Genomic DNA, 25,285 nt, shown 5'->3' with positions numbered 1-25,285 from the left:
AGCGCCGCCGCGCGTGTGGTATGAGCCGGCGATGCGACGCTCCGCCCCGCTCCTCTGCGCCCTCGCCCTCGCCTGCGGCACCGACGACGCCGCCACCGAACAGGCCGCGACCGACACCGCAGACACGACGACCGACTCGACCACGAGCGGCGAGACGACCGGCGCGAGCGAGACGCTCGGCACGGGCGACAGCGCGACGGTGGCGACGACGACGGATTCGTCGCCGACGACGACGACGACGCCGACGACGATGGAGAGCCTGACCGAAGGGACAGCCAGCACGACCGAGACGGCGACCTGCCAGCCGGGCGAGGAGGACAGCTGTTACAGCGGCGACCCGATCCACGCCGGGGTGGGCAACTGCGTCGCGGGCGTGGCGGCCTGCGAGGCCGGCGAGTGGGGGGCGTGCGTCGGCGACGTGATGCCGGCGCCCGAGACCTGCGAGTCGCCCGGTGACGACGACTGCGACGGGGTCGATCCGTGCGCGGGCGACGGGGCGGTCCAGTGGCACGCGCAGTGGGGCGATCCGAGCGACCAGCGGGCGGTGGCGGTGGCGTTCGACTCGACGGGGGCGGTGATCGTGCTGACGCAGGGCGCGGGGACGTCGGACTTCGGCGGCGGGCCGCTGGCGAGCGCGGGCAGCTCGGATGTCTACCTCGCCAAGTTCGCGGCCGACGGGGCGCACGTGTGGAGCCAGCGCTTCGGCGACGCGGCGCCCCAGCTCGGCGACGGCTGGGGCGTGGCGGTCGATCCGAACGACGAAGTCGTGATCACCGGTGATTTCACCGGCTCGGTCGATCTCGGCGGCGAGCCGCTGGCGGCGGCAGGCGACCGCGACATCTTCCTGGCCAAGCTGTCGGCGGCAGGTGAGCACGTGTGGAGCAAGTCGTTCCCGTCGATGGGCACGGCGATCCCGCGCGACCTGGCGATCGATGCGACGGGGGAGATCGCGCTGGTCGGTCAATTCCAGCTGTCGCTCGACGTCGGCGGCGGAGAGATGGTGGGGCAGGGCGACTCGATCGACGTGTTCGTCGCCAAGTTCACGCCCGAGGGCGAGCACGCGTGGAGCGTGTACTTCGGCGACGACACCGAGCAGGAGGCGCGAGCGGTGGCGGTCGACGCGGGCGGCAATGTGTACGTCGGCGGCTCGTTCCAGGGCACGATCGACCCCGGCAACGGGCCGCTGGTCAGCGCGGGCAGCAGCGACGTGTTCCTGGCCAAGCTCGACGCCGAGGGCCAGGCGCTGTGGGCGGCGTCGTGGGGCGATCCGAAGGAGCAGAAGCTGTCGGCGATCGCGGTCGACCCACAGGGCCGGGTGACGACGTCGGGGCACTTCGTCGGGTCGCTCGACTTCGGCGGGGGGCCGCTCGAGGCGCCGATGTACCGCGGCTTCGTGGCCCAGTTCGCGGCCGAGGACGGGGCGCACGCGTGGTCGAAGCTGCTCGGCGACGGCATCGTGCGGCCGGCCCACCTGGCGGTCGACGCCAGCGGGACGCTGGTGATCGCCGGCCACTTCTACAGCGACACCGACTTCGGCGGCGGGGTGCTGCCGTGGGCCGGGATGCGCGATGCGTTCGCCGTCAAGTACACGTCGGCCGGCAGCCACGTGTGGAGCAAGGGCCTCGGCGACGCGATGGAGCAGGAGGGCAACGGGGTCGACCTCCGCCCCGACGGCACGACGGCGCTGGTGGGCGGCTTCTACGGCGCGGTCGACTTCGGCGCCGGGCCAGTGATGAGCAAGGGCCTCTACGACGGCTTCGTGGCCGTGTTCGCGCCGTGAGGTCGATGTCCCGAAGGGCATGTCCCCCAGGACATGCCCGGAAGTGCAGGTGAGACGGGGCCTCAGAAGGCCGAGACGAGGACGCTGGCGTCGCGCGGGTCGCGGACGAACGCCGGCACCTGCACGCGGAACACCGAGCCCTTGCCGAGCTCGCTCTCGACGGTGATGTCGCCGCCGAGCAAAGTGCAGTAGTGGCGGCACAGCGCGAGGCCGACGCCGAGGCCGCCGAAGCGGCGGGTCGGCGAGTCGTCGGCCTGCGAGAACGGGGTGAAGATCCGCGGCATGTAGCCCGGCTCGATGCCGACGCCGTTGTCGCGCACGCTGAGGAGGTAGACCGGGCCGGTCATGGTGACCATCGGCTCGACGCGCAGCTCGACGAGGCCGCCGTGGGTGAACTTGCAGGCGTTGCCCATGAGCTGCATGAGCACCTGCCGCAGGCGCGTGCGGTCGCTGCGGATGGTGCCGAGCTCGCGCGAGAGCTTGAGCTTGAGCTTGTTGCGCCCGCGCTCGGCCAGCGGCGTGACGGCGGCGACGCACTCGTGGACCAGGTCGAGCAGCGGGAACTCTTCGATGTGCAGCTCGAACTTGCCGGCCTCGAGCCGGGCCAGGTCGAGCACGCTGTCGATCAGCGCCAGCAGCTCGTGCGCGGCCCCGAGGATCCGCGTGAGGTCGGCCTTGAGCTCGGCCGCCTCGGCCTCCTCCGGGTGCTCGAGCAGCAGCTCGGTGTAACCGACGATCGCGTTGAGCGGGGTGCGCAGCTCGTGGCTGATCTTGAGGAGGAAGGAGGTCTTGGTCCGACTGGCGTCGAGCGCCTCCTCGAGGACCCGCCGCCCGCGCTCGACCTCGGACTGCAGGGCCTGGTTGGCGCGGGTCAAGGCGACGAGCCGCCCCTCGGCGCCGGCGACGTGCTGGCTCCGGAGATCTCGCAACTCGGCCCGCACGCCGGCGAGCTCGCCCTCGCGGCGCCGGAGGTCGTCGTCCCGCACCTGACCGCGGCGCTGCTCGGCAGCCGCGAGCAGACCGACCCCGGCGATCGCGGCGGCCGCCAACCACGCGATCGATCCTGCGCCCGCGATGAAGAGGCCCGCACCCGCGGCCGCCCCGAGCGCGGTGGCGGTGATCCCCGTAGCGGCGCTGGTGGCGTGCACGGAGACGACGACCACTGGGAGCAGCAAACACCAAAACGGCGTCGACGCGCCAGCGACGCTCGGCGCGGCGATCGCCAGGGCGCCGACGATCACTGTCCAGAGCGACGCCCCGATGCGAACCCGTGAAACCTCGCCATGCCCCAGGTACACCGTCGCCGCGAGGTGCCCCCCGAGGAGGAGCGCGCCGATCACGACGACGGTCAAACGATGTTCGTCCGCCGCCGTGGTCGCGACTCCCACGAGCAAGGCGAGGCCGACGATCACCAGCGTCCAACGCGAACCGTTGTCACGCGACGACACCACACTTGCGGAGCGTCCTTCTCGTCGCGCGGGGTCGTCGCGGGTCGTCATCGCAGCAGAGGTCCCCCCCATCATAGAAGGAGCGACCCGCGGCGCGCCACGTCTCGACGTGAGCCGACCCCAAACCCCCCAGGCAGCCGCAAAAGCCCGTGAATCACGCACGCGCGTTCTCGCCCAGCCCCCGAGCCTTCACGCCGCCGGCAGCGACGGATAGGATCGAAGATAAGCGGTTTTCTTTTCGCGGAGGAGAGAACGATGGCGTTCAAGACTGGCGTGGTGGTGGTGAGTGGTGCGGTGGTGCTCGCGTTCGGGTGTCTCGGCTGCGACGGGGTGGATGGGGAAGACGAGGGAGCGGGCTTCGGCGAAGAAGAGGCCGTTCGGACGCGCAGCGCCCATGAGAACGGCTGGAACCTCAACGGCTGGAACCTCAACGGTTGGAACCTCAACGGCAGCAGGCTCAATAACACGAAGCTCTACCGGGACGGGAGCCAGACCGACTACATCCAGCTCTACGACATCTGGCTGCCCGACGGCGACTATGTGAACACCGGCTCGCTGGTGGGCGGGATGCTCAATGTCGGCGGCTACACCGACTGGGAGGTCGAGGACACGACCTTCGACTTCAAGGTGAAGGAAGGCGCGACGACCTACTGGAAGTATGTCTGGCTCAAGTTCGCTTATCCTGTGGCCGGCTTCTCGGACGTGTGGGAGTACGACATGGATCTCCAGGTCTCGCTGCACAACGATCCGCTGTGCATCGACCAGGCGGGCAAGCGCACTCGGGCGTTGCTCCTGAACGACGTCTGGGATCCGGCCACCGGCGCGAAGGTCTCGCCGAGGCCCGACAAGGCGATCACGTTCGCCTGCAAAGACGGCGGTCTCGCCAAGTGCGTGCTGTTCGGCTACCGCCCGTGGGCGAGCAAGAACGGCACGTCGCTGGCCGACTACCATCAGGCCTGTACACGAATGTTGCGCGCGGACTACTGCGGCGACGGACAGTCGCACACGTTGCTCGGCACGCCGATCCACGTCCTCGATCAGATCGGCATCCAGAACGTCGACCCGAACAAGCCCTACGTCGTCGAGGCTGAGTGGGGACCGAACGGCGCGGTCTGTCTGAATCCGAGCAACAGCCGTTTGCCGCTCCCGGCGCTCGGCTGCAGCATCCCGACCTGCGGCGCTCCGTTCGCTTCCGGCGGTTTGATTCAGAGCGGCAAGATCGTACCCTGAGGATGTGACCGAAGGCGCAGAGCCCGCGGCGATCGGCCCGTTCGTCGTCCTCCGCAAGCTGGGCGAGGGCGGCATGGGCGTCGTCTATGCGGGCTACGACGTCGCGCTCGACCGCAAGGTCGCGCTCAAGCTGATCCGCCGCTCGCTCATCGACCGCAGCGAGGTGCGCGCCCGCATGGTCCGCGAGGCGCAGGCGATGGCCCGCCTGTCGCACCCGAACGTGGTGCAGGTCTATCAGGTCGGCGAGCACGACGACGGCATCTACCTGGCGATGGAGTACGTCGAGGGCCAGACGCTGACGGCGTGGCTGCGCGCCGAGAAGCGCGCGTGGCAGCAGGTCCTGCGCACGGCGATCGCGGCCGGTCGCGGCCTGGCGGCGGCTCACGCGGCCGGGCTGGTGCACCGCGACTTCAAGCCCGACAACGTGCTCGTCGGCAAGGACGGTCGCCCGAGCGTCCTCGACTTCGGGCTGGTGCACGCCGAGGGCGGCCCGGCGCTGCCGCTCGGCGGCGTCGACGTGCGCACGTCGGCCACCGGTTTGCCGACGATCTCGCGGATGACGACCCAGACGTCGGGACCACCGCACGCTTCCAACAGCGGCGGGCAGACCGACCGCGGCGACATCCTCGACATCCGCCTCACGCGGGCGGGCAAGGCCCTCGGTACGCCGGCGTACATGTCGCCCGAGCAGCATTTCGGCGACGAGGCGGTCGGCCCGGCGTCGGACCAGTTCAGCTTCGGCACCACGCTCTACGAGGCGCTCTACGGCGCGCGCCCGTTCCCGGGGGCGACGTGGGAGGAGATCAAGCGCGAGGTCCGGCGCGGGATCGTGCCGCCGCCGCCGCGCGATTCGTCGGTGCCGGGGCGGATCTTCCGGATCCTCGCGCGCAGCCTGGCGCCGACGCCGGACATGCGCTGGCCGAGCCTCGAGCACATGCTCGACGCGCTCGAGCGCGACCCGCGAAAGACGATGCTGCGGGCGGCGAGCATCGTCGCGGTCGCGGGCGCGGCGGCGATCGGCAGCTACGCGTTCGCGCTGTCGCAGCGCGAGGCGTCGCTGCAGTGCAAGGGCGCGGCGAGCGAGCTGGTGGGTGTGTGGGACGACGCGCGCGCAGGCGCGGCGGAGCGGGCGTTCATCGCCACCGGCTCGCCGTTCGCGGCCGACACCTGGGGCCGCGTCGACGCTCGCCTCGACGCCTACGCGCTGGCGTGGACCGAGGGCCGCACGCAAGCGTGCGAGGCTCACGCCAGCGGCTCACAGTCGACGTCGCTGTTCGATCGCCGGACCGCGTGTCTGTCTCGCCGTCGCGCTTATTTTTCGGCGCTGGTCGACGTGTTCATCGTCGCCGATCGGTCGGTGGTCGAGAACGCGGTGCAGGCCGCCGCCGCGCTGCCGAGCCTCGAGTCGTGCGCCGACGCCGACGCGCTGCTGGCCGCCATCGCGCCGCCCGACGATCCGCACGCCGCGGCTCAGGTCGAGACCCGGCGCGCCCAGCTCGCCCGCGCCGCTGCGCTCGAGGGGACCGGGCAATACACCGAAGGGCTGCAACTGGCCCGGGAGGTCCGCGCCGTCGCCGAGGAGCTCCACTACCCGCCGCTCACCGCCGAGGCCGCGCTCGGCGAGGGCAGCCTGCTCATGGCGGTCGCGCGGGTCGACGAGGCGGAGGCGGCGTTGACCGCGGCGCTCAGGCTGGGGATCGTCCATGGGCTCGACGCGATCGCGGCAGAGGCGGCGGCGAAGCGGATCTTCGTCGTCGGTGAGGGCCAGGGGCGACGCGGCTTCGCCCTCGACGACCGACCGGTGGCCGAAGCGCTGGCGGAGCGGGCGGACGACGTCCGGATCGCGGCGCTCCTCCACAACAACCTCGGCGCCGTCTACCAGCGTGAAGACGCTGACGGACCGGCCCGCGAGCAGTACATGCGCACGCTGGAGCTGCTGGGCGGCAACCTCGGTCCGCCCGATCCGCTGATGGCGATCGTGCATCACAACCTCGGCGGGCTGCACCAACACTACGGCCGCCTCACGGAGGCCCGTGAGCAGATCGTCCGCGCTCGTTCCCTGTTCTCGGAGTCGCTCGGCGAGCGCCATCCGATGGTCGCGCACCCGATCGCTAGCCTCGCCGAGATCGACCAACTCGAGGGCAAGTTCGACTCGGCCGCCGACAACTACGCCCAGGCCCTCGCGCTCATGGAGGAGTTCTATGGGCCCGAACATCTGTACCTGTTGCAGCCGCTGGGCGGCCTGGCGAAGCTCCACGCCGCGCGCGGAGACACAGCGGCCGCGTTGGCAGCGTTCATCCGTGCGGTCGCCATCGGCGAGCGCGCTGGCACCACCCATCCCTACTACAGTCAGGCTCTCGTCGGCATGGCCGAGCTGGTCCCGAACGACGAGGCGCGCAACCTGCTGGCGCGGGCGATCACCGTGTACGAGGCCGACGGCGGGTCGAAGAACCCCGCGATCGCGGCGCTCGCGGTGCGGGCAGGTCAGCTGGCGGTGGCCGGCGAGGATCTGCCGGCGGCGCAGCAGTGGTTCGAGCGCGTGATGGCCGATGGGACAGGTACGAAAGAGCAGCTCGAGGCGCGCTCGCTGGCGGCGCTCGAGCTGGCGCAGCTGCACCTGGCCGCCGGGGAGCGGCCGCGGGCCTGCGCGCTGGTGCTCGACGCCCGCGTCAACCTGGCGGACGCCCGCAGGGCCGAGCTCGCAGCGCTCGAAGCCGCCTGCACGCGCTGATTCTTCGAGGTAGCTGGTGACCGCCCGGATCGGCCCCTTCGTGGTGTTGCGCAAGCTGGGCGAGGGCAGCATGGGCATCGTCTACGCCGCGAACGACCCCTCGCTGGCGCGGGAGGTCGCGCTCAAGGTGCTGTCGCGCCGGCACTTCGACAGCGGCCAGGTCCGGGCCCGCATGGTCCGCGAGGCGCAGGCGCTGGCCCGGCTGTCTCATCCCAACGTGGTGCAGGTCTATCAGGTCGGTGAGCACGAGGGCGAGATCTACGTGGCGATGGAGTACATCCACGGCCAGACGCTGACGGCGTGGCTGCGCGCGGAGAAGCGCCCGTGGCAGCTGGTGCTGCGCACGGTGATCGCCGCCGGTCGCGGCCTCGCGGCGGCGCACGCGGCGGGGCTGGTGCATCGCGACTTCAAGCCCGACAACGTGCTCGTCGGTCACGACACGCGCGCGCGCGTGGTCGACTTCGGGTTGGTCCACGCCGAAGGCATGGCCCTGGCCCCGAGCGCGGGCGACCTGCCCCAGGCGGGCGAGCTGCCGCTGGCCGTGACGCAGTTGCAACCCGCGGACGACCTGCTGGACCTGCAGGACGGCGATCGTTTGACGCGCACCGGCATGATCGTCGGCACGCCGTCGTACATGTCGCCCGAGCAGCACTTCGGCGGCACCATCGGTCCCGCGTCGGATCAGTTCAGCTTCGGCGTCACGCTCTACCAGGCGCTCTACGGCGTGCGACCCTTTGTCGCCACGAGCTGGGAGGAGCTGCGGCTGAAGGTCCGCCGCGGGGTCGTGCCACCGCCGCCGCGCGACTCGCCGGTGCCGGGGCGGATCTTCCGGATCCTCGCGCGCAGCCTGGCGCCGAAGCCGGACCTGCGCTGGCCGAGCCTGGGGCACATGCTCGACGCGCTCGAGCGCGACCCGCGAAAGACGGTGCTGCGCGCGGCCGGGATCGCCGCGGTCGCGGGCGCGGCGGCGGCTGGTAGCTACGCGCTCGCGCTGGGGCAGCGCGACGTCGTGGCGTCCTGCGACGGCGCGGCCGCCGAGCTCGCGGGCGTGTGGGACGAGCCCCGCGCGGCGGCGGTCGAGCGGGCCTTCGCCGCCGCTGATTCGCGGCTCGCGGGCGACGCCTGGCGCCGCGTGCAGCCCCGCCTCGACGCCTACGCGCTCGCGTGGACCGAAGGCCGCACGCAGGCATGCGAGGCCCACGCCAGCGGCGCCCAGTCGACCTCGCTGTTCGATCGGCGGACCGCTTGCCTCGCTCGCCGGCGGGCCCATCTGGGCGCGCTGGTCGACGTGTTCGTCGCCGCCGACAGGTCCGTGGTCGAGAACGCGGTACAAGCCGCCGCGGCGCTGCCGAGCCTCGAGTCGTGCATCGACGTCGACGCCTTGCTCGCCGCCGTCGCTCCGCCCGCCGACCCGCAAACGGCCGCGCAGGTCGAGGCTCGTCGCGGTCAGCTCGCCCGCGCCGCGGTGCTCGAGACCACGGGGCAATTCGACGCGGGTCTGGAGCTGGCGCGCGAGGTCGGGGTCGCGGCGCAGGAGCTGCATTATCCGCCGCTGATGGCCGAGGCCGCGCTCGGCGAGGGCAGCTTGCTGCTGGCGGTCGCGCGAGTCGGAGAGGCGGAGGCGGCGTTGACGGCGGCGCTCAAGCTGGGGATCGTTCATGGGCTCGACGCGGTCGCGGCCGAGGCCGCGGCCCGACGGATGTTCGTGCTGGCCGAGGGCCTCGGCCAGCGAACCGCGGCGCTCGCGGGGGAGGCGGTCGCGGAGGCGCTGGTCGAGCGCACGCGCGACGACGGGCGGATCGCAGCGCTGCTGCACAACAACCTCGGCACCGTCTACGAGGGCGACGGCAAGCCCGCGCGAGCCCGCGAGCACTACTCGCGGACGCTCGATCTGCTGGAGCGCCGCGTCGGCCCCGGTGATCCATTGCTGGCGGTCGTCCACCACAACCTCGCCGGTCTCCACCGCCGCGAGGAGCGACTCGAAGAGGCGCGCGAGCACTACACGCAGGCCATCACGCTGTTCTCCGAGCTGCTCGGCGAGCAGCACCCGATGGTCGCGCACCCGATCGGCGGGGTCGCCGACATCGACCTGTTGCAGGGCCAGCGCGTCGAGGCCGCGGCCGGCTACCGTCACGCGCTCGAGCTGATGGAGGCCACCTACGGCCCGCAACACCTGTACTTGCTGCACCCGCTCGTGGGCCTCGGAAAGGTCGGTCTCGCTGGTGGAGCGCTCGACACTGCCGCCGCCCATTTTCGTCGGGCCGTGGCGATCGGCGAGCGCCAGGGCACCACGCATGCGATGTACGGCGAGGCGCTGTCCGGGCTCGCGGAGTGCCTCGCGACCCGCGAGCTCGGCGAGGCGCGCGACCTGCTGGCGCGGGCGATCGCGGTGTACGAGGCTGACGGTGGGCCGAAGAGCCCCGCGATCGCGCCGCTCGCCGTGCGCGCGGCCGAGCTGGCGACGACGGGCAAGGACCTGCCTGCGGCGCGGCAGTGGCTCGAGCTCGCCCTGTCCGACAGGTCAGGTACCCAAGAGCAGCTCGAGTCTCGCTCGCTGGCCGCGCTGGAGCTGGCCCGGCGGCACCTGTCGGCGGGGGAGCGGCGGTGGGCGTGCACGCTGGTGCTCGACGCTCGCGTCGATCCGCCGGGCGTCTTCAAGGCCGAGCTCGACGCCTTCCGGGAGGCCTGCAAGCCCGGATCTGCGCCGGATTCCACTTCGCTGAAAACGCGGCCGAGCTCGACGCCTCCCGGGGCGCCTGCGAGCGCCGACCTGCGCCGGCTTCCACTTCGCTGAAGCCCTCGCGCCCTAGACCCCGCGCGGCCTCGCGCAAAGCGCTCAAGCGGCCCCTGCGGCGGCCGCGCGGCGACGGCGGCAGTGGGCGCGCCAGAGGCTTACGAGGAGCAGGGTCAGCATGGCGGCGGGGCGGGGGATCGCACGTTCTTCAGAATAGCGGAAATTCCTCTCGTGCCATGGAGCCGGCTCAGCCCGCTTATCTTTTGTGCAACGCCCGGTTCTCGGCCCTCTGGAGCCTCTGGAGCCGCAGGCGCCGCCGGGCGGCGGCCTCGCCCGGAGCCGCCCGGGACGTTCAGCAACTTGAAAATTCCATTTTGATGAAATACTGTAGTGGCATGCGCGTGGGCATCGTCGGCGGCCTCGATCGGAGCGAACAGAGCTACCAGCGCGCTGTGCGCGCGATGGGCCACGAGGTCGAGCACCACACCGGCTACATGCGGGGCAGCGCCTCGCTCGAGCTCGAGCGATTGGTCGACCGCAGCGACCTCGTCGTCATCGTCACCGAGGTCAACAGCCACGTCGCCGTGCAGACCACCCGCCGGCTGCTCCGCGAGCGCTCGCGGCCCGCCGTGCTGGTGCGCAAGCTCGGCCTGTCGCGCCTGGTCGCGCTGGTCGAGAACCATGCCTCCGCGCTGGCGGCCAACGAAGCTGGCCGTTAGGCCAGGTCGTATCATTGCCAGTCCGCCCTGGCGCGACAGACTGAAGCCGCGACGTAGCTGGCCTTTGGGACAGGCAGAGTACGCCGCTCACGGATGGTCCTCGGGCCAGGTGAAGCCCGTCGCCGACGCCCGCACCGCGGGCAGCGGCGGCAGGGCCGCGCGCGCGTGAGTCCTCGCGTGCGCGCTGGCGCGCCCACGAGGCGTGATTCACACTGCCGCGCGACGCCCCACGATGGACCCGCGAACTCGACTGACCGTGCTGCACCGACAGCTGGAGGCGTGCACGGCCTGCCCGGCGATGATCGGCCCCGTCGTGCACGGCCCGCCGATCGTCACGCCCGTGCTGCTCGTCGGCCAGGCACCCGGTCCGCGCGAGGGCGGGTTCGGGCGACCGTTCGCGTGGACGGCCGGCAAGACCCTGTTCCGCTGGTTCGAGGCCGCCGCCGGTCGCAGCGAGCAGGAGTTCCGCGACAGCGTGTACATGTCGGCGGTCGCGCGCTGCTTCCCCGGCAAGGCGGGCGGCGGCGGCGACCGCAAGCCGGACCGCGACGAGATGGCGCGCTGCCAACAATTCCTGGCCGGCGAGGTCGACATCCTGCAGCCGCGGCTCGTGATCCCGGTCGGCGGCGTGGCGATCGAGCAAGTCCTCGGCCACAAGGGCCCGCTGGTCGAGGTGATCGGCGAGGCCCGGCGGGTCCGCTGGCACGGGGTCGAGGCCGACGCGATCTGCCTGCCGCACCCGAGCGGCGCCTCGACCTGGCACCGCGTCGAGCCCGGCCGCACCCTCCTGGCCCGCGCCCTGGCCCTCATCGCCCGCCACCCGGCCTTCGTCGCCGCGTTCACCGGCCGCGCCGAGACGGCGTGCGCCGCAGCGAGTGACAGGACCGATCGACACATGTCTGAAAGGACATGAATGCTGGGACTGCGCAGGCCCGGCTCCGCGCCGCGGTGACATCATTCACAGCACCCCGTGATCGCAGGCGCCGATGCACGTCACATGTCTCGAGAGACATGTCGTTCAGGCATACCTCAATTATTAAAGAACGCGGGGATCAGCCCAGCGCTGCGTCGATCGCCGTCAGGCCTGCGAGCGCCCCCGTGGCCAGCGAGAGCTGGCCGCTCGGCACCCATGGGTCGCGGGGGTTGATGCGGATCAGCGTATTGCCGGGGCGACGGGCCGCGCGTTCGGCCGTCAGGCGCACCGTCTGGATCGCGGTGCCCGAGCCGAGGCAGATCACCGCCACGCGCGCGCCCGCCTGCTCCTGCGCCTGCAGCCACGCGCGCGAGCGTTCGCGCTGCTCGTTCGCGCGGGTCGAGTCCCACGCGAAATCGCTGAACATCATGATGTTGGGGCGGGCCAGCCCGGCGCAGCGCGGGCACGTGAAGAACGGAGGGGCGGCGCGCAGCGTCGCGACATCGACCGACACGGCCGCCTGCGGGACGGGCCAGGGCGGCAGGTCGCAGCCCTGCAGACATTGCAGGTGCAAGATCGATCCGTGGCACTCTTCGACCTGCGCCTCGGAGAAGCCCGCGCGCTGGAACTGCCCGTCCACGTTCGACGTGTAGACGAACGCCCCCGCGGGCGTGCGCGCGGCCCAGCGCCGGAGCAGCGCGAAGCCGGCGTGCGGCGCTGTCGCGCGATACAGGTTCAGGCGGTGGCCGTAGAAGCCCCAGGCGAGGGCCGGATCGCGGGTGAACCACCGCGGGTCGGCGAGGTCGTGGAACTGGAGCCCGAGCTCGCGGGCCGCCGGATACGCGCGCCAGAAGCCCTCGGGCCCGCGAAAGTCGGGCAACCCGGAATCGACGCCCATGCCGGCGCCTGCGCAGATCAGGAGCGCGTCCGCGGTGGCCACGGCGGCGGCGGCGCGTGCCGTGATCTCGTCGATTTGGGTCATGTATGCGAAGCGTAATCGCTGCGAAAAAATTCTCGAGTGATACAGGCGATCACGCGGGCGATTGCTATGCCTCGTACGAGGGATCGATGAGTCTGTCCAGCGCCTGGAATCGTCACACGAGCCGCGTCATGGAGCTGGGCTTCGGGGCGTGGCCGCCGTTCTCCGGCGAGCTGCGGCTCGGCGACGTCGGCAGCTTCGATCACGAGCGCTTCGTCGCGCACCATCACCTCGACCGCTGGGGGGCGGATCTGCGCGACTGGCCGACGATCGTCACCCCGGTCGGCCCGACCGACTTCTCGGCCGGCGCCGAGCTGCGGCTCGAGTCGACGCGCGGCGACCTGTTCGTCGAGGGCCCCGACGGCGTGCGCGTGCCCGTCGAGGTCGAGGCCGAGGTGGTGTTCGCCGGCGACGACACCTTCGTCTGTCGCGTCGCCTCGTTCGTGGTGGTCCGCTACGACCGGCTCGACGAGCTCGCGGCGCTCGTGTGGTCGCGGGCCCGTGCGCGCGGCGACGCGCCGGCCCACCTCGTGCACACCGTCTTGCAGGCGCAGGAGGGCTACTTCGCCGGCGTCAGCCGCGACGACGCGAAGCTGCGGCTGCTCGGCGCGACCACCGAGGCGCTGACGATCGGCCGGCTCTCGCTCGGGTTCGGCTGGGGTCCGTCGCAGCACGTCCACGTGCGCACCATTCACCCCGACCGGCACCATCCCGGCAGCGGCCTCGTCGCCTATCGCACCTCGAGCTGGGGCGAGGACGGCCGGCTGCAGCGCGATCGCTAGGACCTCAGCGCCCGGGCTCGGGGCGCTGCTCGTGGACCCGCGCCAGCACCATCACGCACACCAGCACCACCAGCAGCGCCGACGAGCCCATCGGCGCGCGCGGCCCGACCACCTCGAACAGGACCCCCGCGATCATCGGCCCGGCGATGCGCCCGAGCGCGCCGGCCGACTGGGTGAAGCCGGCGTTGATGCCCTGGTTCTCGCTGGTGCTGTTGCGCGACACCAGGGCCGACATGCTCGGCATGATGAGGCCGTTGCCGCCGGCGATGAAGAACCCGCCGAACAGCACGAACAGCCACGACGGCGACATGCACAGCAGCACGAAGCCGGTGGTGCTCATCATCAGGCCGGAGGCCAGCGTGCGGCGCTCGCCGAGGCGGGCCACCGCGCGGCCGACCAGGAAGCCCTGGAACAGGACGATGACCGTGCCGACGAACGCGAAGAACCGGCCGGTCTGCTGCTCGCCCCAGCCGAAGCAGGCCTCGGTGAACAGGGCGAAGGTCGCCTCCATGGCCGCAAAGGCGCAGAAGAAGGCGAAGTAGACCGTCACCATCACGCCGATCTGGCTGCGCCAGAACGTGCGATCGCGGGCCACCGCCAGCAGCGACGGGCGCGGCGGCGGCGGACCGGCGCTGGCGGCCGCGCGCTGGCGGTGGCTCTCGGGCAGCCACACCAGCGCCATCAAGAAGTTGAGCAGGCTGAGCCCCGCGCCGACGAAGAACGGGAACTGCGGCCAGTCGGCGCGCGCCAGCAGGCCGCCGAGCGACGGCCCGACGATGAAGCCGAGGCCGACCGCGGTGCCCATCATGCCCATGTAGCGGGCGCGCTGGTGCGGCGGCACGCGGTCGGCCACGTAGGCGTACGCGGTCGACACGTTGGCGTTGCACACCCCGCTGATCGTGCGCGACAGGAACAGCATCCACAGCGCCTGCGCGAACCCGAGGGTCAGCATCGCCATCGTGCTGCCGGCGATCGAGATCAGCATCACCGGGCGTCGGCCGTGGCGATCGCTGAGGCGGCCGAGCACCGGCGACATCACGAACTGCGCCGCCGAGTACGCGGTCGCCAGCAGCGCGATCAGGCCCTCCGACGCGCCGGTGCTCTTGGCGTAGAAGGGCAGCACCGGGATGACGATCCCGAACGACACCAGGTCGAGGAAGAGCGTGAACCACACCGTCGCCAGCGCGCGCGAGTGGCCCGGCGGCGGCGGACTTTCGGGCGGTGACGCGATTTCGGGGCCGGTCGCCATCGAGGACCGGGCCAGCCTACCGCGTCGGCGCGCGCTTGTCCCTCACGCACGATCCTGCGCCGCGATCGACCTGAACCCGCGGAGCGCGCCCGGGCTGCCGAGCGCGGCGAAGAATTCCTCCGCGTCCTCGCCTGGCCCGCGCCAGCGCGTGTGCGCGTGTAGGTCGAGCGCGCCGAGCGGGACCGCGTCGTGGAGCCGCACCAGCGTGCGCGCGAGGAAGGCCGCCTCGCGCCCGGCCTCGAGCCTGGCCGAGAGCCCCTTGGCCCCGCGCAGCGGCAGCGTGGCGACCTGCCCGAGCGAGGCGTACAGCGAATCGAGGTCGCCGAACGCGGCGATGAGGGCCTGGGCCGCCTTGGGCCCCACGCCTGCGACCCCGGGCACGTTGTCGCTGGTGTCGCCGACCAGCGCCATGTAGTCGACCACCTGCGACGGCCGCACGCCCATGCGCTGCTGCACCCCGGCCGCGTCGCAGACCGCCTGCGTGCGCGGGTCCTCGAGCACCACCCCGGGCGACTCGTCGCATACGAGCTGGCACAGGTCCTTGTCGACGCTCAGCAGCCGCGTGCGCAGGCCGGCCGCCGCCGCCCCGCGGGCCAGCGTCGCCATCAGGTCGTCGGCCTCGAAGTCGGGCACGCTCAGCGCCACGAACCCGGCCGCCGCGCCGAGCCGCCGCGCCAGCTCGAACTGCGGCGCCAGGTCGGGCGGCGGCTCGCCACGGTTGGCCTTGTAGCGCGGGTCGATGCGGTTGCGAAACGTCATGCGCCCGGCGTCGAACACCAGCACCACCCGCTCCGGCGCCCGCCGCAGCAGCCCGCGCAGCAGGTGCCCGAGCCCCAGCACCGCGCCGACGTGCTCGCCCGCCGGCGACAGCCTGGCCGGCATCCCGTAGTAGGCGCGGAACAGCAGCGCCGTCGCGTCGATCACCCACACCTCGGGGCATGTCCCCGAGGACATGCCCGAAACAGCATGTCCTGGCGGCAATGTCCCTGGGGACAGCATCAGTCGCCGACGATCTCTCGCGCCGCGGCCGCGGCCGCGCGGGCGGTGGCGGCCCGGCCGGCGTTGAGCTGCTGGACCATCGCCTCGACCTCGCGCTCGAACCGGTCCCTGGCCTCGCGCTCCTCGGCCTCGCGGTGGAAGCTGACGTAGTCGGCGACCTCCCGCCGGACCGCGGCGATGTCGACCCGGCGCGACAGCTCGTGGATAAGCTGCCGGCGGCGCTCGAAGTCGGCGCGGAAGTACTCGTCGGGGTACTCGAAGTCCTGCACGAACGCGCGGATGTTGTTGGCCACGCTCTCGACCGAGCGGCCGCTGAGGTCGGCCTTGACCAGGTCGGCGCCGACCTCGGCCCAGCCGGCGTCCTCGCCGTGGGCCACGAACGGCCGCAGGTCGCCGAGCAGCACGTCGCGCAGCAGGTGCACGTAGTCGTCGGCGGTGGTCGGCCCGCGCACGGTGAACGGGTTCTGGGCGATCCGCGAGCGCGTCGCCTCGTCCATCTGCATGTAGTTCGCGTCGCAGATCATGAACCACTTGCCGTCCTTGGGGATCAGCGTGCCGTCGAAGATCCCGAACACCGCGCCGAGGTTGTTCTTCTCCTCCGAGCGCAGGTCGCCCGAGCCGCGCGAGGCGAACGCGGTGTCGATGTCCGGCCAGTAGACCCCGCACACGCCCTCGAACCCGTAGACCTCCTCCTTGAAGATCTTGACCAGGGTCGCCGCGCTGGCGTTCTGGTACGACGAGGCCCAGTCGGTGCGGCGGATGACCTTGAAGCGGGCCGGGACGTCGCGCTGCTTGCAGAAGTCGAGGAAGTAGTTGCCGATCGCGTGGGCGGTGATCGTCTTGCCGCAGCCGGGCCGGCCCAGGCCGAACAGCACCGGGTTGAGCTGCTTGGGCCCGCGCCTGGCCTTGAGGTCATACGCGGCGACGTCGCGCGCCAGCTTGAGCCCGGCCTGCAGGTACTCCTGATTGCCGACGATGTCCTGCAGCTTGACGGGCTTGAGGTCGCTGGCGGGGCCCTCGGCGCCGCGGGCCTGGAAGCCCTCGTAGCGCAGCTCGCCGACCACGACCTTGCGCTGGGCCAGGGCCACGCCGAACGGCCGCAGGCGGCCGGCGTGGGTCAGCCGCCGCAGCGCGCCCGCGAGCTGCAGCACGAACGCGTGCAGGGTCGTCACCGCCCACACCTCGCGCTCGTCGAGCCGCGCCGAGGTGGCGCCCGGCTGCCGTTGGGCCTGGACCTCGAGGTACTTGCCGGCCATGGTCAACGCGCTCTTGACCGCCTCGCGGGCGGGCCGGACCAGCAGGTCCTCGAGGCCGTCCGACTCGAGCTCGCCGTGGACCTCCGGCGTCGGCGCGACCACGGCCAGCCGCGGCGCCGTGGCGTCGCCGAGGACCGTCAGGGTGAACGCGCCGACGAACATCCGCTGGTCGCGGGTCGGCTCCGGCAGCGCCAGCGAGCCGGCGCGGGCCAGGTCCTCGAGCAGCGCCGCGTGCAGCGCGTCGCCGGCCTGCAGCGCCAGGTCGGTCGCCTCGATCGCGGCCTCGAGCGCCCGCAGGCTCAGCACCGTGTGCCCGAACGGCGCCCGCACCAGCTTGTGCAGGGCGGCGGCGAGACCTGACTCTTTGACCAGGTCACGCGCGGCGGCGCGATCGAAGCCGGCAGCCGGCGGGGTGACGAGCAGCGGAGGGAAGGTCGAGGCGCTCGCGGTCATGCGCGGCGAGCCTATCAGCCCGCGAGCACGCAGGCGCGCGCGTGACTGCGCCCAGGGCCGCGCGCCGGGGCCGGATCGCGGTCGCCAGCCGCTCGCGCCGGCGCGCGCGGAGGCCGGGTGAAACATGCGTCTGCAGCGACCGCGGCGCAGCGACGGGGCGCCGCGGCCGACGCTTCCTCACTTCCCCGCGCGGCGTTGCGCGGGCGGTGCCTACCGGGAGGACCTGCCACCGCCGAGCCACCTCACCCGCCTCGCCGGACGAACGCGCCGTGCACAAGATGTCCCGAAGGACATGTCCTCTGGAGCTACCGCGGACCTCTCGCCGGGCGGCTCGCGCTCACGCGTCGCGCCTGCGAGATCGCGTCGGCACCACGCGCGTGCGCTTCACCGCGTGGTCGCCGGCGCACCCGCCTCGGCCGCGCATGCCGTGCGTCCGCTCCGTGAGCTGGGGCCGTCGCTTCATGTCGCGGCGGCTTGGAATTTTCGTTCGACAGCCCCGTGAGCTCAGCTGGCGGCTGCGGCGCCGTCGGCTTCGGGCACGTCGATGCGCCAGCGGGCCCGCACCCGCGCGACGACCTCGCCGATGCTGTTGCGGAGCTCGCCGGTGACCTCGAATTCATGCGTCCCCGAGCCCGCAGGCACCTCTACGCGAGCGTCGCCGGTGATCGTCCCGCGCGCCTTTTTCACGTACTCCATCGCCAGCTCGCGCACGATGCCTCGCGCCCCGGGCGGGAGCAGGCTCATCACCGCCAGGCCCGTCACGGCCTCGCCGAGGTTCATCAGCGCGACCGCGTGCACGCTGCGGAGGTGATTGCGCACGCCCCAGCGGTCGCGCATCTGCACCTTGGCGCGGCCCTCCTCGAGCTCGAGCACCAGCGGCGAGATGCTGCCGGTGTAGGGCACCGCCAGCGAGATGGCGCGCGCGAACAGCTGCTTGCCGAATGTCTTTGCGGACAGGCGCTTCCACAGGTCGAGGACGCGGGTCGGGTCGCGCAGCAGTTCGATGCCGATCTTCATGGGCGCGGAGTGTGTTGCCGAACTCCCGGGCGAGTCAAACCGCGCGCCCCCGCGCCGGCCGCCGATCGCGCGGGGCGGGGTGTGCAAAAGCAGGCGCACGCGAGTCCGCGGTTGCCGGGCACCACTGCATTGTGGATTATGCCCCCCACCCGAGACGGAACAATGAACATGGCGGCTATCCTCCGGTCGATCACGACCAGCACCTCGCGCTACGAGGAGCGCGCCGACGGGGTCATCGTCCAGCGCCTGCTGACAACCCGCACGCAGACCCTCATGGACGCCCGCGAGAACACATCCGCCCTGGTGCGGATGACCGGCGGCCACCTGCGGCCGGTCCTGATCGACATCCGCATCGTCCGCGCCCTGCAGGCCGGCGTGCGCGAGCACTACGCCGACCCCGACCTCGCCTGCGGCTGCTTCGCCGTCGCGCTGCTGGTCGCCACGCCGAGCGGCCACCAGCTCGGCCGCTACTTCATGGCGCAGAACACCCGCCCGCTGCCGATGTCGATGTTCAACGACGAGGCCCCGGCGATCGCGTGGCTGCACCAGCAGGTCAGCGACCAGCCGACCATGACCGGCAGCGCCTCGCTCTGAGCGGCCGCGGCTCGTGCGGGGCGCGGGCTGCGATCTGTCCTTCGAGACATCTTGATCGAGTATGTCCCTCGGGACATGTCAGTCGCGTCGGCTCGCCTGTCCCTCGGGACATGCACCACCGCACCTGTGGCGCGGGTCCAGCGGGCTCGACCTCGGCGTGGCGTCGACCTGTCCTCGGGGACATGCCTATCATATCGCCACGTGGTCACGCGATTCGCCGAAGACGAATCGCGCAGCGGTCATTGGCGCAACGGCGCGCGGTGCGACGCACGAGAAACAGCGAAAAACAGGTCCTAGGACCTGTTCGACTTGAAAATCGTGGCGTGCTCGGAGATTCCGGCTAATCGTGTCCTGTTGCCATAACGTCGCCGAGGGCACGTTTGGCGCCCATCTCCAAAATTGTCCCGGGCGCGGTGATCGAGCGAGCGAGCCCCGTTACCCGTGACGCCGGGGGGACCGCCCAAGTCAGGGCGCTCTCTTCGGGGCGCCACGGAGGGCGCGTCGTTCCCACCCTCGATTCGGTCCCGCACATCCCCGGCGCCACGGCGCGCCTCGTCCGGACCGGGCGAAATCTCCACAGCTTCGCGCCACCTCCTCAACCAGCGCTTTCGACCATGTCCCAACGTACATCCTCCACGATCCCGCTCGCCGCCGCCGCTCTCGCCCTGTTCGTCACAGGCGCCTGTAAGACCGTCGTCCTGCCCGGCAACGGGGACGGAGGCGACGACAGCGAAGGCACCGAGGGCAGCGAGTCCGCCTCCGGCCCGGGCACCGACGGCACGTCCGGCGGCACCGACGGCGAGAACGGCGTCGCCAACTGCGGCGAGCTCTCGGCCAAGACGCTCGACATCATGGATGTCAACTGCTCCAAGTGCCACGGCCCCGAGAGCGCCGCGCTCGGCAGCATCAATTACATCACCAACCTCGACGCCCTGATCAAGAACGGCAAGGTCGTCCCCGGTCAGCCCAACAACTCGGCGCTGTACCGCCGCATGGCCGCCACCATGGCGCCGATGCCCCCGGAGGCCGAGACCCAGCGGCCGACCGACGACGACATCCGCGTCGTCGAGCAGTGGATCGGCGAGTGCGCCGGCGTCACCGGCTGCGGCGACAACCCGTGGATCACCCGCTCGCAGGTGATCGACATGATCCGCGCCGACCTGCTCAACACGCAGGAGATCTCGGCCGACGCGCGGCCCTTCATCCGCTACTTCAGCCTGGTCCACCTCTACAACTACGGCTGGTGCTCGGACCAGATCGACATCTACCGCCACGCGCTGTCGAAGCTGGTCAACAGCCTGTCGAACGAGATCAAGGTCGTCGCGCCGTCGCCGATCGATCCGGACAACCTGATCTTCCGCATCGACATCCGCGACTACGACTGGGACGCCCCGGGCACCGTGCTCGACCCCTCGGTCGGCAGCGTCACCGAGACCTTCAAGGACACGTGGGAGCTGATCGCGGCCAAGGACCCGTACGCGATCGAGTTCATCGGCGACAGCGCCGAGGACGTGAAGCTGGCCACCGGCACCAAGTTCTTCCTGCTGCAGGCCGACGCGTTCGTCGAGGTCGCCGCCCAGCCGCCGCTCTACCACGATGTCCTGCGCATCCCGCTGACCCGCCAGGAGCTCGAGGCGAGCTTCGGCATCGACGTCGAGGCGAACATCCAGGAGGAGGTCGACACCAACCCGAACCGGGTCGCGCGCTCGGCCTTCCACGACTCGGGCGTGTCCGAGAACCACCGGGTGATCGAGCGCCACGACTTCCCCAACGCCAGCAACCGCTCGTACTGGATCAGCTACGACTTCGGCAGCAACGCCGGCGACGCCAACGTGTTCGTCGACCCGTTCGACTTCGCCGAGGACGGCAGCGAGATCATCTACAACCTGCCGAACGGCATGCAGGGCTACATGATCGTCGACGAGTTCGGCGGCCGCATCGACGACGCGCCGATCCAGATCGTCCAGGACAAGAACGCCCCCGACGGCGTGGTCCGCAACGGCAAGTCGTGCATGGGCTGCCACAACGTCGGCATGATCAACAAGGACGACGACCTGCGCTGGGAGGTCGACCAGAACCTCGGCGAGGGCGACTTCGACGACAACGAGCTCGACGCCATCCGCGCCCTCTACCCGTCGCGCGACGACTTCAACATCCTGTTCGCGCTCGACGCCGACCGCTTCAACCTGGCCGTCAAGGCCGCCGGCGTGCCGCTGGGCGGCGACAAGGAGCCGATCGTCACGGTGTTCAACGCGTTCGACGAGGACGTGGCGATCCGCCGCGCCGCGGCCGAGATGTGGACCACCGAGACGACCCTGCGCGAGAAGCTCGGCCAGCTCAGCCCCGACCTCGACAACCTCGGCAAGGCCCAGACCGGCGTGCGCCGCGACGTGTTCTCGGCCTCGTTCGCCGACGCGATCTGCCAGCTCAAGGTCGGCCGCACCAAGGCCTGCCCGTAAGCTCGCTCGACCAAGCCAGCGACACGCACCGAGCCGACCTCCGCGCACCCAGAGCGCGCGAGGTCGGCTCTCTCGTTTCAGGGCTGCGTGGCCCTCACGGCACCTCGACCGGCGGCAGCGGCGGGTGGGCGCAGTCGTGCGGGGCGAGGTCGAAGGACTTGCCGGCGCCGAGCCCGAGCGCATCGAAGTCGACGAAGTCGGCGTCGCCGTTGGCGCGGATGCACAGGTCGAGCTGGCCCTCGCCGTTGTCCTTGGCGAGGTCGACGACCCCGTCCCACGCGAGCTGGGCCATGGGGTCGAGCATGAACCCGTCGCGGAACAGCTCGGCGGGCGCGAGGCCGTTGTTTTCGATGAGGTTGTCGTGAATGTCGACAGTCTCGGGGTAGCCGTCGAACCCGAGCCCGTGATCGGCCGGCAGCAGGTTCAAACCGAGCAGGGCCGCGAGGCTGACGACCGCGACGCCGGTGGTCGGATTGTCGGCGATCGCATTGCCGTGGACCTCGACGGCGTCACTGGCGAGCACCATCACCCCGACGTGCGGAGGCATCGCCGCCGCGAGCGTGCCGGGCGGGGCGAAGTTGTCGCCGTCGTTGCCCTCGATGTCGCTGCCGAACAGCGCCACGCCGGTGGACCCGACCACGAGGATCCCGAGCGCGTTGCGCCGGGCCCCGTGGATCGGCCCGAGCGCGAAGACTCCCTCGAAGCAGATCGTGGCGCCGTCGCTCGCGCCGTCGAGGGCCGCCTGCACCGAGGCGGTGTCGTCGACATCCCCGCGCAGCACGATGTCACAGCCGACGAAGGTCTCACCGCCGGTCGTGATCGCGGTGGTCGGCGCGCTCGCCTCTTCGCCGGCGGTGCTGCTCGTGAAGGCGCTCGTGATGCCCGCGGACTCGTCCGCGGGCCCGGGCCCGCACGCCAGGACCATCACCACGGAACCGACGACTCGGCGCATGCTCGCCAGCATACGCCGAATCGACGCCGGTCACAGGCGGCGAGCGCCGAACGAAAGCGCCGACCCTCGCACCGCGAGAGCCGGCTCTTCGCTCATGGTGCGCGCGTGGGCTCAGCTCACCAGCCGCACTTCTTGCCCTGATTCTGCTCGTCGAGCCACTTCTCGAGCGGCGCGAAGTACTCGATCATCGCCCCGGCGTCCATCTGCTTGGTGCCAGTGAGGGCGGCCATCGCCTCGGGCCACGGCTTGGACGAGCCGAGGGCGAGCATCGCCTTGAGCTTGTCGCCGGCGGCGGTCTTGCCGTAGATCGAGCACTCGTGCAGCGGCCCGGTGTGACCGGCGGCCTCGCACAGCGCCTTGTGGAACTGGAACTGGAGGATCCGCGCCAGGAAATAGCGGGTGTACGGCACGTTGGCCGGGATGTGGTACTTCGCGCCGGCGTCGAAGAACTCGGGGTCCGGGCGGCCCTCCGGCGGGGCGATGCCCTGGTACTTGGCGCGCAGCGCCCACCAGGCCTCGTTGTACTGCTCCGGCGCGGTCTTGCCGGAGAACACGTCCCAGCGCCATTGATCGATCAGCTTGCCGAACGGCAGGAACGCGATCTTCTCGAGCGCGTCCTGCATCTGCAGGTTGATGAGGCCCTTGTCGTCGGCCGGGACCGCGTCGATGAGGCCGATCTGCTTGAGGTAGGCCGGCGTGATCGACAGCGCGATCGCGTCGCCGATCGCCTCGTGGAAGCCGTCGTGGGCGCCGTTCTGGAACAGCAGCGGCAGCTTGTAATAGTAGTGATAATAATAGTTGTGCCCGAGCTCGTGGTGGACCGTGACCAGGTCCTCCTGGTTGATCTTGATGCACATCTTGATCCGCAGGTCGTCGTTGAAGTCGACGTCCCAGGCGCTCGCGTGGCACACGACCTCGCGGTCCTTCGGCTTCTGCAGCATCGAGCGCTCCCAGAAGGTCGCCGGCAGCGGGTCGAGGCCGACCGAGGTGAAGAACGACTCGCCGAGCTTGACCAGCTTGACCTCGTCGTACTTGGCCTTCTTCAGCGCGCCGGTGACGTCGAGGCTGGCGGCCCCGGGGAACGGCTCGACCAGCGGATAGATGTTGGCCCACTCCTGCGCCCACATGTTGCCGAGCAGGTGCGCCGGGATCAGGCCCTCGGCCGGGACCTTGTCCTTGCCGTACTTGTCGGCCAGCTTGCCGCGCACGTAGCAGTGCAGCTTGTCGTAGAGCGGCTGGACCTGCGTCCACAGCCGCTCGGTCTCCTGCTCGAAGTCGGCCGGGCTCATGTCGTAGCCGGCGCGCCACAGCTCGCCGAGGTCCTTGTAGCCGATCTCCTTGGCGCCCTCGTTGGCGAGGCCGACGAACTCCTGATACAGCGGCCGCAGCTCGACGGCGATCTTGTGCCAGCCGGTCCACGCCTTGAGCAGCTCGTCGTACTTGCGGCTGGTGCCGATGATGTCCTCGAGCGCGCCGAGGTCCTTGCACTTCGCGCCCTCGCACGCCTTGCCCTTGCCGTAGATGCCCTCCATCTTGGCGCCGAGCTCGGCCAGCCGCTTGCGCTTGTCGGGGTCGCCGGGGGCCGGCGGCGGGCTGGCGGTGACCTTGAGCAGGTGCAGCTTGCGCGCCGTCTCGGGGTCGATGTCGCCGCCGGTGAAGGTCGTGGCTTCCTTGATGGTCCTGGCCATGAACTCCATCAACTTCTCGTTGGCGTCGGCCGCGGCCTTCTCGGTGGCGTCGGTGATGTTGGTGTTCTTGTCCCACTCGGCCTTGCTCGAGGCGACCGCGAGCGCGCGCAGCTCGCCGTCGACGCGCTCGACGAACGCCCTGGCCTCGGCGGCCTGGCCCGGGGCCTTCTCGACCTCCTTGCCCTCGAGCTTGGTCTCGGCCTTGCCGTCGCCCTTCCTGTCGACGACCCGCGCCGGCTTGCCCTTCTGCGCCGCCGGCTGTTGTTGTTCGGCGCCGCCCTGACAGGCGATCACGGGGAGCAACGGGAGGACCAGGAACGCGGCGACGCGTGGACGAAGCATGGGCGGCACCATACTTCGCGTCGCCGCGGTTGTCAGCGGCATTCTGGCGCCGCCCGGGGCACCGCAGCGGCAGGCTAGACCGTGCAGGCGGCGAAACCATCGCGCGCGCCACCGGGTCCACAGCGAGGCTGTGCTGCCGCTGCTGGGCCCGCGCCCCCAGCGTCGCGCGTCAACGGACGATGTCGGGATCGACGGTGACGCTGACGGGGCAATGATCCGAGCCGAGCACGCTCGGGTGAATCGCCGCCGCTTTGACGAACGGCAGCGCCTCGGCGCACGCGAGCACGTAGTCGATGCGCCAGCCGACGTTGCGCTCGCGGCAGCCGCCGCGCTGACACCACCACGAATAGTGGCCCGGCCCGGCCTCGAACTTGCGGAAGGTGTCGTGATAGCCGCGCTTGAGCCAGCGGCCGAGCTCGGCGCGCTCCTCCGGCAGGAACCCGCTGGTGCCCAGATTGTCGCGCGGGCGGGCCAGATCGATCTCCTGATGGGCCGTGTTGAAGTCGCCCATCACCAGCACCCGCAGCCCCTCGGCCCGCAGCGCGTCGAGCCGCTTGCGCAGCGCCCGGTAGAACGACAGCTTGTACGGCACGCGGTCGTTGCTGCGGTCCTGGCCGTTGCCGTTGGGGAAGTACACGTTGGCGACCACCAGCTTGCCGAAGCGCGCCAATTGCAGGCGGCCCTCGACGTCGAACTTGGGGCCGAGCGCGGTCTCGACGCTGTCGGGCGCGAGCTTGCTGAACAGGGCGACGCCGCTGTAGCCCGCGCGCCTGGCTGGAGAGACATGTGCGAAAGGCCAGCCGTCGGGCTGGGCCAGCTCGCCGAGCTGGTCGGCGCTGGCGCGGACCTCCTGCAGGCCGACGATCGTCGGCCCGCTGGCGAGCCAGGGGGACAGGGCTTGCTTGCGGGCCAGGGCGCGCAGGCCGTTGACGTTCCAGGACGCGATCGTCAGCACGAGGT

The 25,285-nt window shown here is 71.2% G+C and carries 18 protein-coding genes; 9 read left to right on the top strand and 9 right to left on the bottom strand.

From position 1 onward, the window contains the following. Positions 1–31 precede the first annotated feature (31 nt). Positions 32–1,780 (top strand): NHL repeat-containing protein, encoded by a 1,749-nt coding sequence (locus POL25_RS35895; RefSeq protein ID WP_272090860.1) that lies wholly within the window; start codon positions 32–34, stop codon positions 1,778–1,780. A gap of 62 nt (positions 1,781–1,842) precedes the next feature. On the opposite strand, the gene POL25_RS35890 is transcribed toward POL25_RS35895, so the two are convergent. Next, complete coding sequence (locus POL25_RS35890) at positions 1,843–3,168, bottom strand: sensor histidine kinase (RefSeq protein ID WP_272091156.1); 1,326 nt, start codon at positions 3,166–3,168, stop codon at positions 1,843–1,845. 315 nt (positions 3,169–3,483) lie between these two features. Here POL25_RS35890 and POL25_RS35885 point away from each other — a divergent pair, with 315 nt between their 5' ends. The 5 genes from POL25_RS35885 (at position 3,484) to POL25_RS35865 (ending at position 11,555) form a co-directional block, all read left to right on the top strand. Further along, a complete protein-coding gene (locus tag POL25_RS35885) occupies positions 3,484–4,458 on the top strand; it encodes an ADYC domain-containing protein (RefSeq protein WP_272090859.1) in 975 nt (324 codons plus the stop codon). Positions 4,459–4,462: 4 nt separating this feature from the next. Continuing rightward, complete coding sequence (locus tag POL25_RS35880) at positions 4,463–7,189, top strand: serine/threonine-protein kinase (RefSeq protein WP_272090858.1); 2,727 nt, start codon at positions 4,463–4,465, stop codon at positions 7,187–7,189. A 16-nt stretch (positions 7,190–7,205) separates the two neighbouring features. Continuing rightward, positions 7,206–9,983: a serine/threonine-protein kinase gene (locus POL25_RS35875; protein ID WP_272090857.1), complete on the top strand. Its 2,778-nt coding sequence runs from the start codon at positions 7,206–7,208 to the stop codon at positions 9,981–9,983. Between the two features lie 335 nt (positions 9,984–10,318). After that, positions 10,319–10,642: a DUF2325 domain-containing protein gene (locus tag POL25_RS35870; protein WP_272090856.1), complete on the top strand. Its 324-nt coding sequence runs from the start codon at positions 10,319–10,321 to the stop codon at positions 10,640–10,642. A gap of 256 nt (positions 10,643–10,898) precedes the next feature. Continuing rightward, positions 10,899–11,555: a uracil-DNA glycosylase family protein gene (locus POL25_RS35865; RefSeq protein WP_272090855.1), complete on the top strand. Its 657-nt coding sequence runs from the start codon at positions 10,899–10,901 to the stop codon at positions 11,553–11,555. A gap of 139 nt (positions 11,556–11,694) precedes the next feature. Here the strand turns inward: POL25_RS35865 and POL25_RS35860 are convergent, their stop codons facing one another. After that, entirely contained in the window at positions 11,695–12,537 is an 843-nt protein-coding gene (locus POL25_RS35860; protein WP_272090854.1) for an SIR2 family NAD-dependent protein deacylase, read from the bottom strand. 86 nt (positions 12,538–12,623) lie between these two features. Here POL25_RS35860 and POL25_RS35855 point away from each other — a divergent pair, with 86 nt between their 5' ends. Continuing rightward, positions 12,624–13,316, top strand: a complete 693-nt coding sequence (locus POL25_RS35855) for a hypothetical protein (protein ID WP_272090853.1) — start codon at positions 12,624–12,626, stop codon at positions 13,314–13,316. A 4-nt stretch (positions 13,317–13,320) separates the two neighbouring features. On the opposite strand, the gene POL25_RS35850 is transcribed toward POL25_RS35855, so the two are convergent. The 4 genes from POL25_RS35850 to POL25_RS35835 form a co-directional block, all read right to left on the bottom strand. Next, positions 13,321–14,565, bottom strand: a complete 1,245-nt coding sequence (locus POL25_RS35850; protein WP_272090852.1) for an MFS transporter — start codon at positions 14,563–14,565, stop codon at positions 13,321–13,323. A gap of 42 nt (positions 14,566–14,607) precedes the next feature. Then, complete coding sequence (locus POL25_RS35845; RefSeq protein ID WP_272090851.1) at positions 14,608–15,519, bottom strand: 5'-3' exonuclease; 912 nt, start codon at positions 15,517–15,519, stop codon at positions 14,608–14,610. A 44-nt stretch (positions 15,520–15,563) separates the two neighbouring features. Further along, entirely contained in the window at positions 15,564–17,273 is a 1,710-nt protein-coding gene (locus POL25_RS35840; RefSeq protein ID WP_272090850.1) for an AAA family ATPase, read from the bottom strand. A 504-nt stretch (positions 17,274–17,777) separates the two neighbouring features. After that, positions 17,778–18,290: a DUF4442 domain-containing protein gene (locus POL25_RS35835; protein WP_272090849.1), complete on the bottom strand. Its 513-nt coding sequence runs from the start codon at positions 18,288–18,290 to the stop codon at positions 17,778–17,780. Between the two features lie 168 nt (positions 18,291–18,458). On the opposite strand from POL25_RS35835, the gene POL25_RS35830 reads away from it, so the two are divergent. Both POL25_RS35830 and POL25_RS35825 read left to right on the top strand, forming a co-directional pair. After that, entirely contained in the window at positions 18,459–18,884 is a 426-nt protein-coding gene (locus POL25_RS35830; protein WP_272090848.1) for a DUF7793 family protein, read from the top strand. Between the two features lie 614 nt (positions 18,885–19,498). Beyond that, entirely contained in the window at positions 19,499–21,343 is a 1,845-nt protein-coding gene (locus tag POL25_RS35825) for a c-type cytochrome domain-containing protein (RefSeq protein WP_272090847.1), read from the top strand. A 94-nt stretch (positions 21,344–21,437) separates the two neighbouring features. Here POL25_RS35825 and POL25_RS35820 read toward each other — a convergent pair whose 3' ends face one another. From POL25_RS35820 to POL25_RS35810, 3 genes are all read right to left on the bottom strand, one after another. After that, positions 21,438–22,295, bottom strand: a complete 858-nt coding sequence (locus POL25_RS35820) for a hypothetical protein (RefSeq protein ID WP_272090846.1) — start codon at positions 22,293–22,295, stop codon at positions 21,438–21,440. A 116-nt stretch (positions 22,296–22,411) separates the two neighbouring features. Further along, positions 22,412–24,325 (bottom strand): M2 family metallopeptidase, encoded by a 1,914-nt coding sequence (locus tag POL25_RS35815; RefSeq protein ID WP_272090845.1) that lies wholly within the window; start codon positions 24,323–24,325, stop codon positions 22,412–22,414. Between the two features lie 169 nt (positions 24,326–24,494). Beyond that, the gene (locus tag POL25_RS35810) at positions 24,495–25,277 is read right to left on the bottom strand and encodes an exodeoxyribonuclease III (RefSeq protein WP_272091155.1); all 783 of its coding nucleotides are present in this window, start codon (positions 25,275–25,277) and stop codon (positions 24,495–24,497) included. Positions 25,278–25,285 lie beyond the last annotated feature (8 nt).

Source organism: Nannocystis bainbridge, from assembly GCF_028368995.1.
In the GTDB taxonomy this organism is placed as follows: domain Bacteria; phylum Myxococcota_A; class Polyangia; order Nannocystales; family Nannocystaceae; genus Nannocystis; species Nannocystis bainbridge.
This window is presented reverse-complemented; position numbering and strand designations above follow the sequence as displayed.

Coding starts and splice junctions, on each gene's coding strand:
- POL25_RS35895 (WP_272090860.1), top strand. CDS start 32: ATGCGACGCTCCGCCCCGCTCCTCTGCGCCCTCGCCCTCGCCTGCGGC.
- POL25_RS35885 (WP_272090859.1), top strand. CDS start 3,484: ATGGCGTTCAAGACTGGCGTGGTGGTGGTGAGTGGTGCGGTGGTGCTC.
- POL25_RS35870 (WP_272090856.1), top strand. CDS start 10,319: ATGCGCGTGGGCATCGTCGGCGGCCTCGATCGGAGCGAACAGAGCTAC.
- POL25_RS35860 (WP_272090854.1), bottom strand. CDS start 12,537: ATGACCCAAATCGACGAGATCACGGCACGCGCCGCCGCCGCCGTGGCC.
- POL25_RS35855 (WP_272090853.1), top strand. CDS start 12,624: ATGAGTCTGTCCAGCGCCTGGAATCGTCACACGAGCCGCGTCATGGAG.
- POL25_RS35850 (WP_272090852.1), bottom strand. CDS start 14,565: ATGGCGACCGGCCCCGAAATCGCGTCACCGCCCGAAAGTCCGCCGCCG.
- POL25_RS35845 (WP_272090851.1), bottom strand. CDS start 15,519: ATGTCCTCGGGGACATGCCCCGAGGTGTGGGTGATCGACGCGACGGCG.
- POL25_RS35840 (WP_272090850.1), bottom strand. CDS start 17,273: ATGACCGCGAGCGCCTCGACCTTCCCTCCGCTGCTCGTCACCCCGCCG.
- POL25_RS35835 (WP_272090849.1), bottom strand. CDS start 18,290: ATGAAGATCGGCATCGAACTGCTGCGCGACCCGACCCGCGTCCTCGAC.
- POL25_RS35830 (WP_272090848.1), top strand. CDS start 18,459: ATGGCGGCTATCCTCCGGTCGATCACGACCAGCACCTCGCGCTACGAG.
- POL25_RS35825 (WP_272090847.1), top strand. CDS start 19,499: ATGTCCCAACGTACATCCTCCACGATCCCGCTCGCCGCCGCCGCTCTC.
- POL25_RS35820 (WP_272090846.1), bottom strand. CDS start 22,295: ATGCGCCGAGTCGTCGGTTCCGTGGTGATGGTCCTGGCGTGCGGGCCC.
- POL25_RS35815 (WP_272090845.1), bottom strand. CDS start 24,325: ATGCTTCGTCCACGCGTCGCCGCGTTCCTGGTCCTCCCGTTGCTCCCC.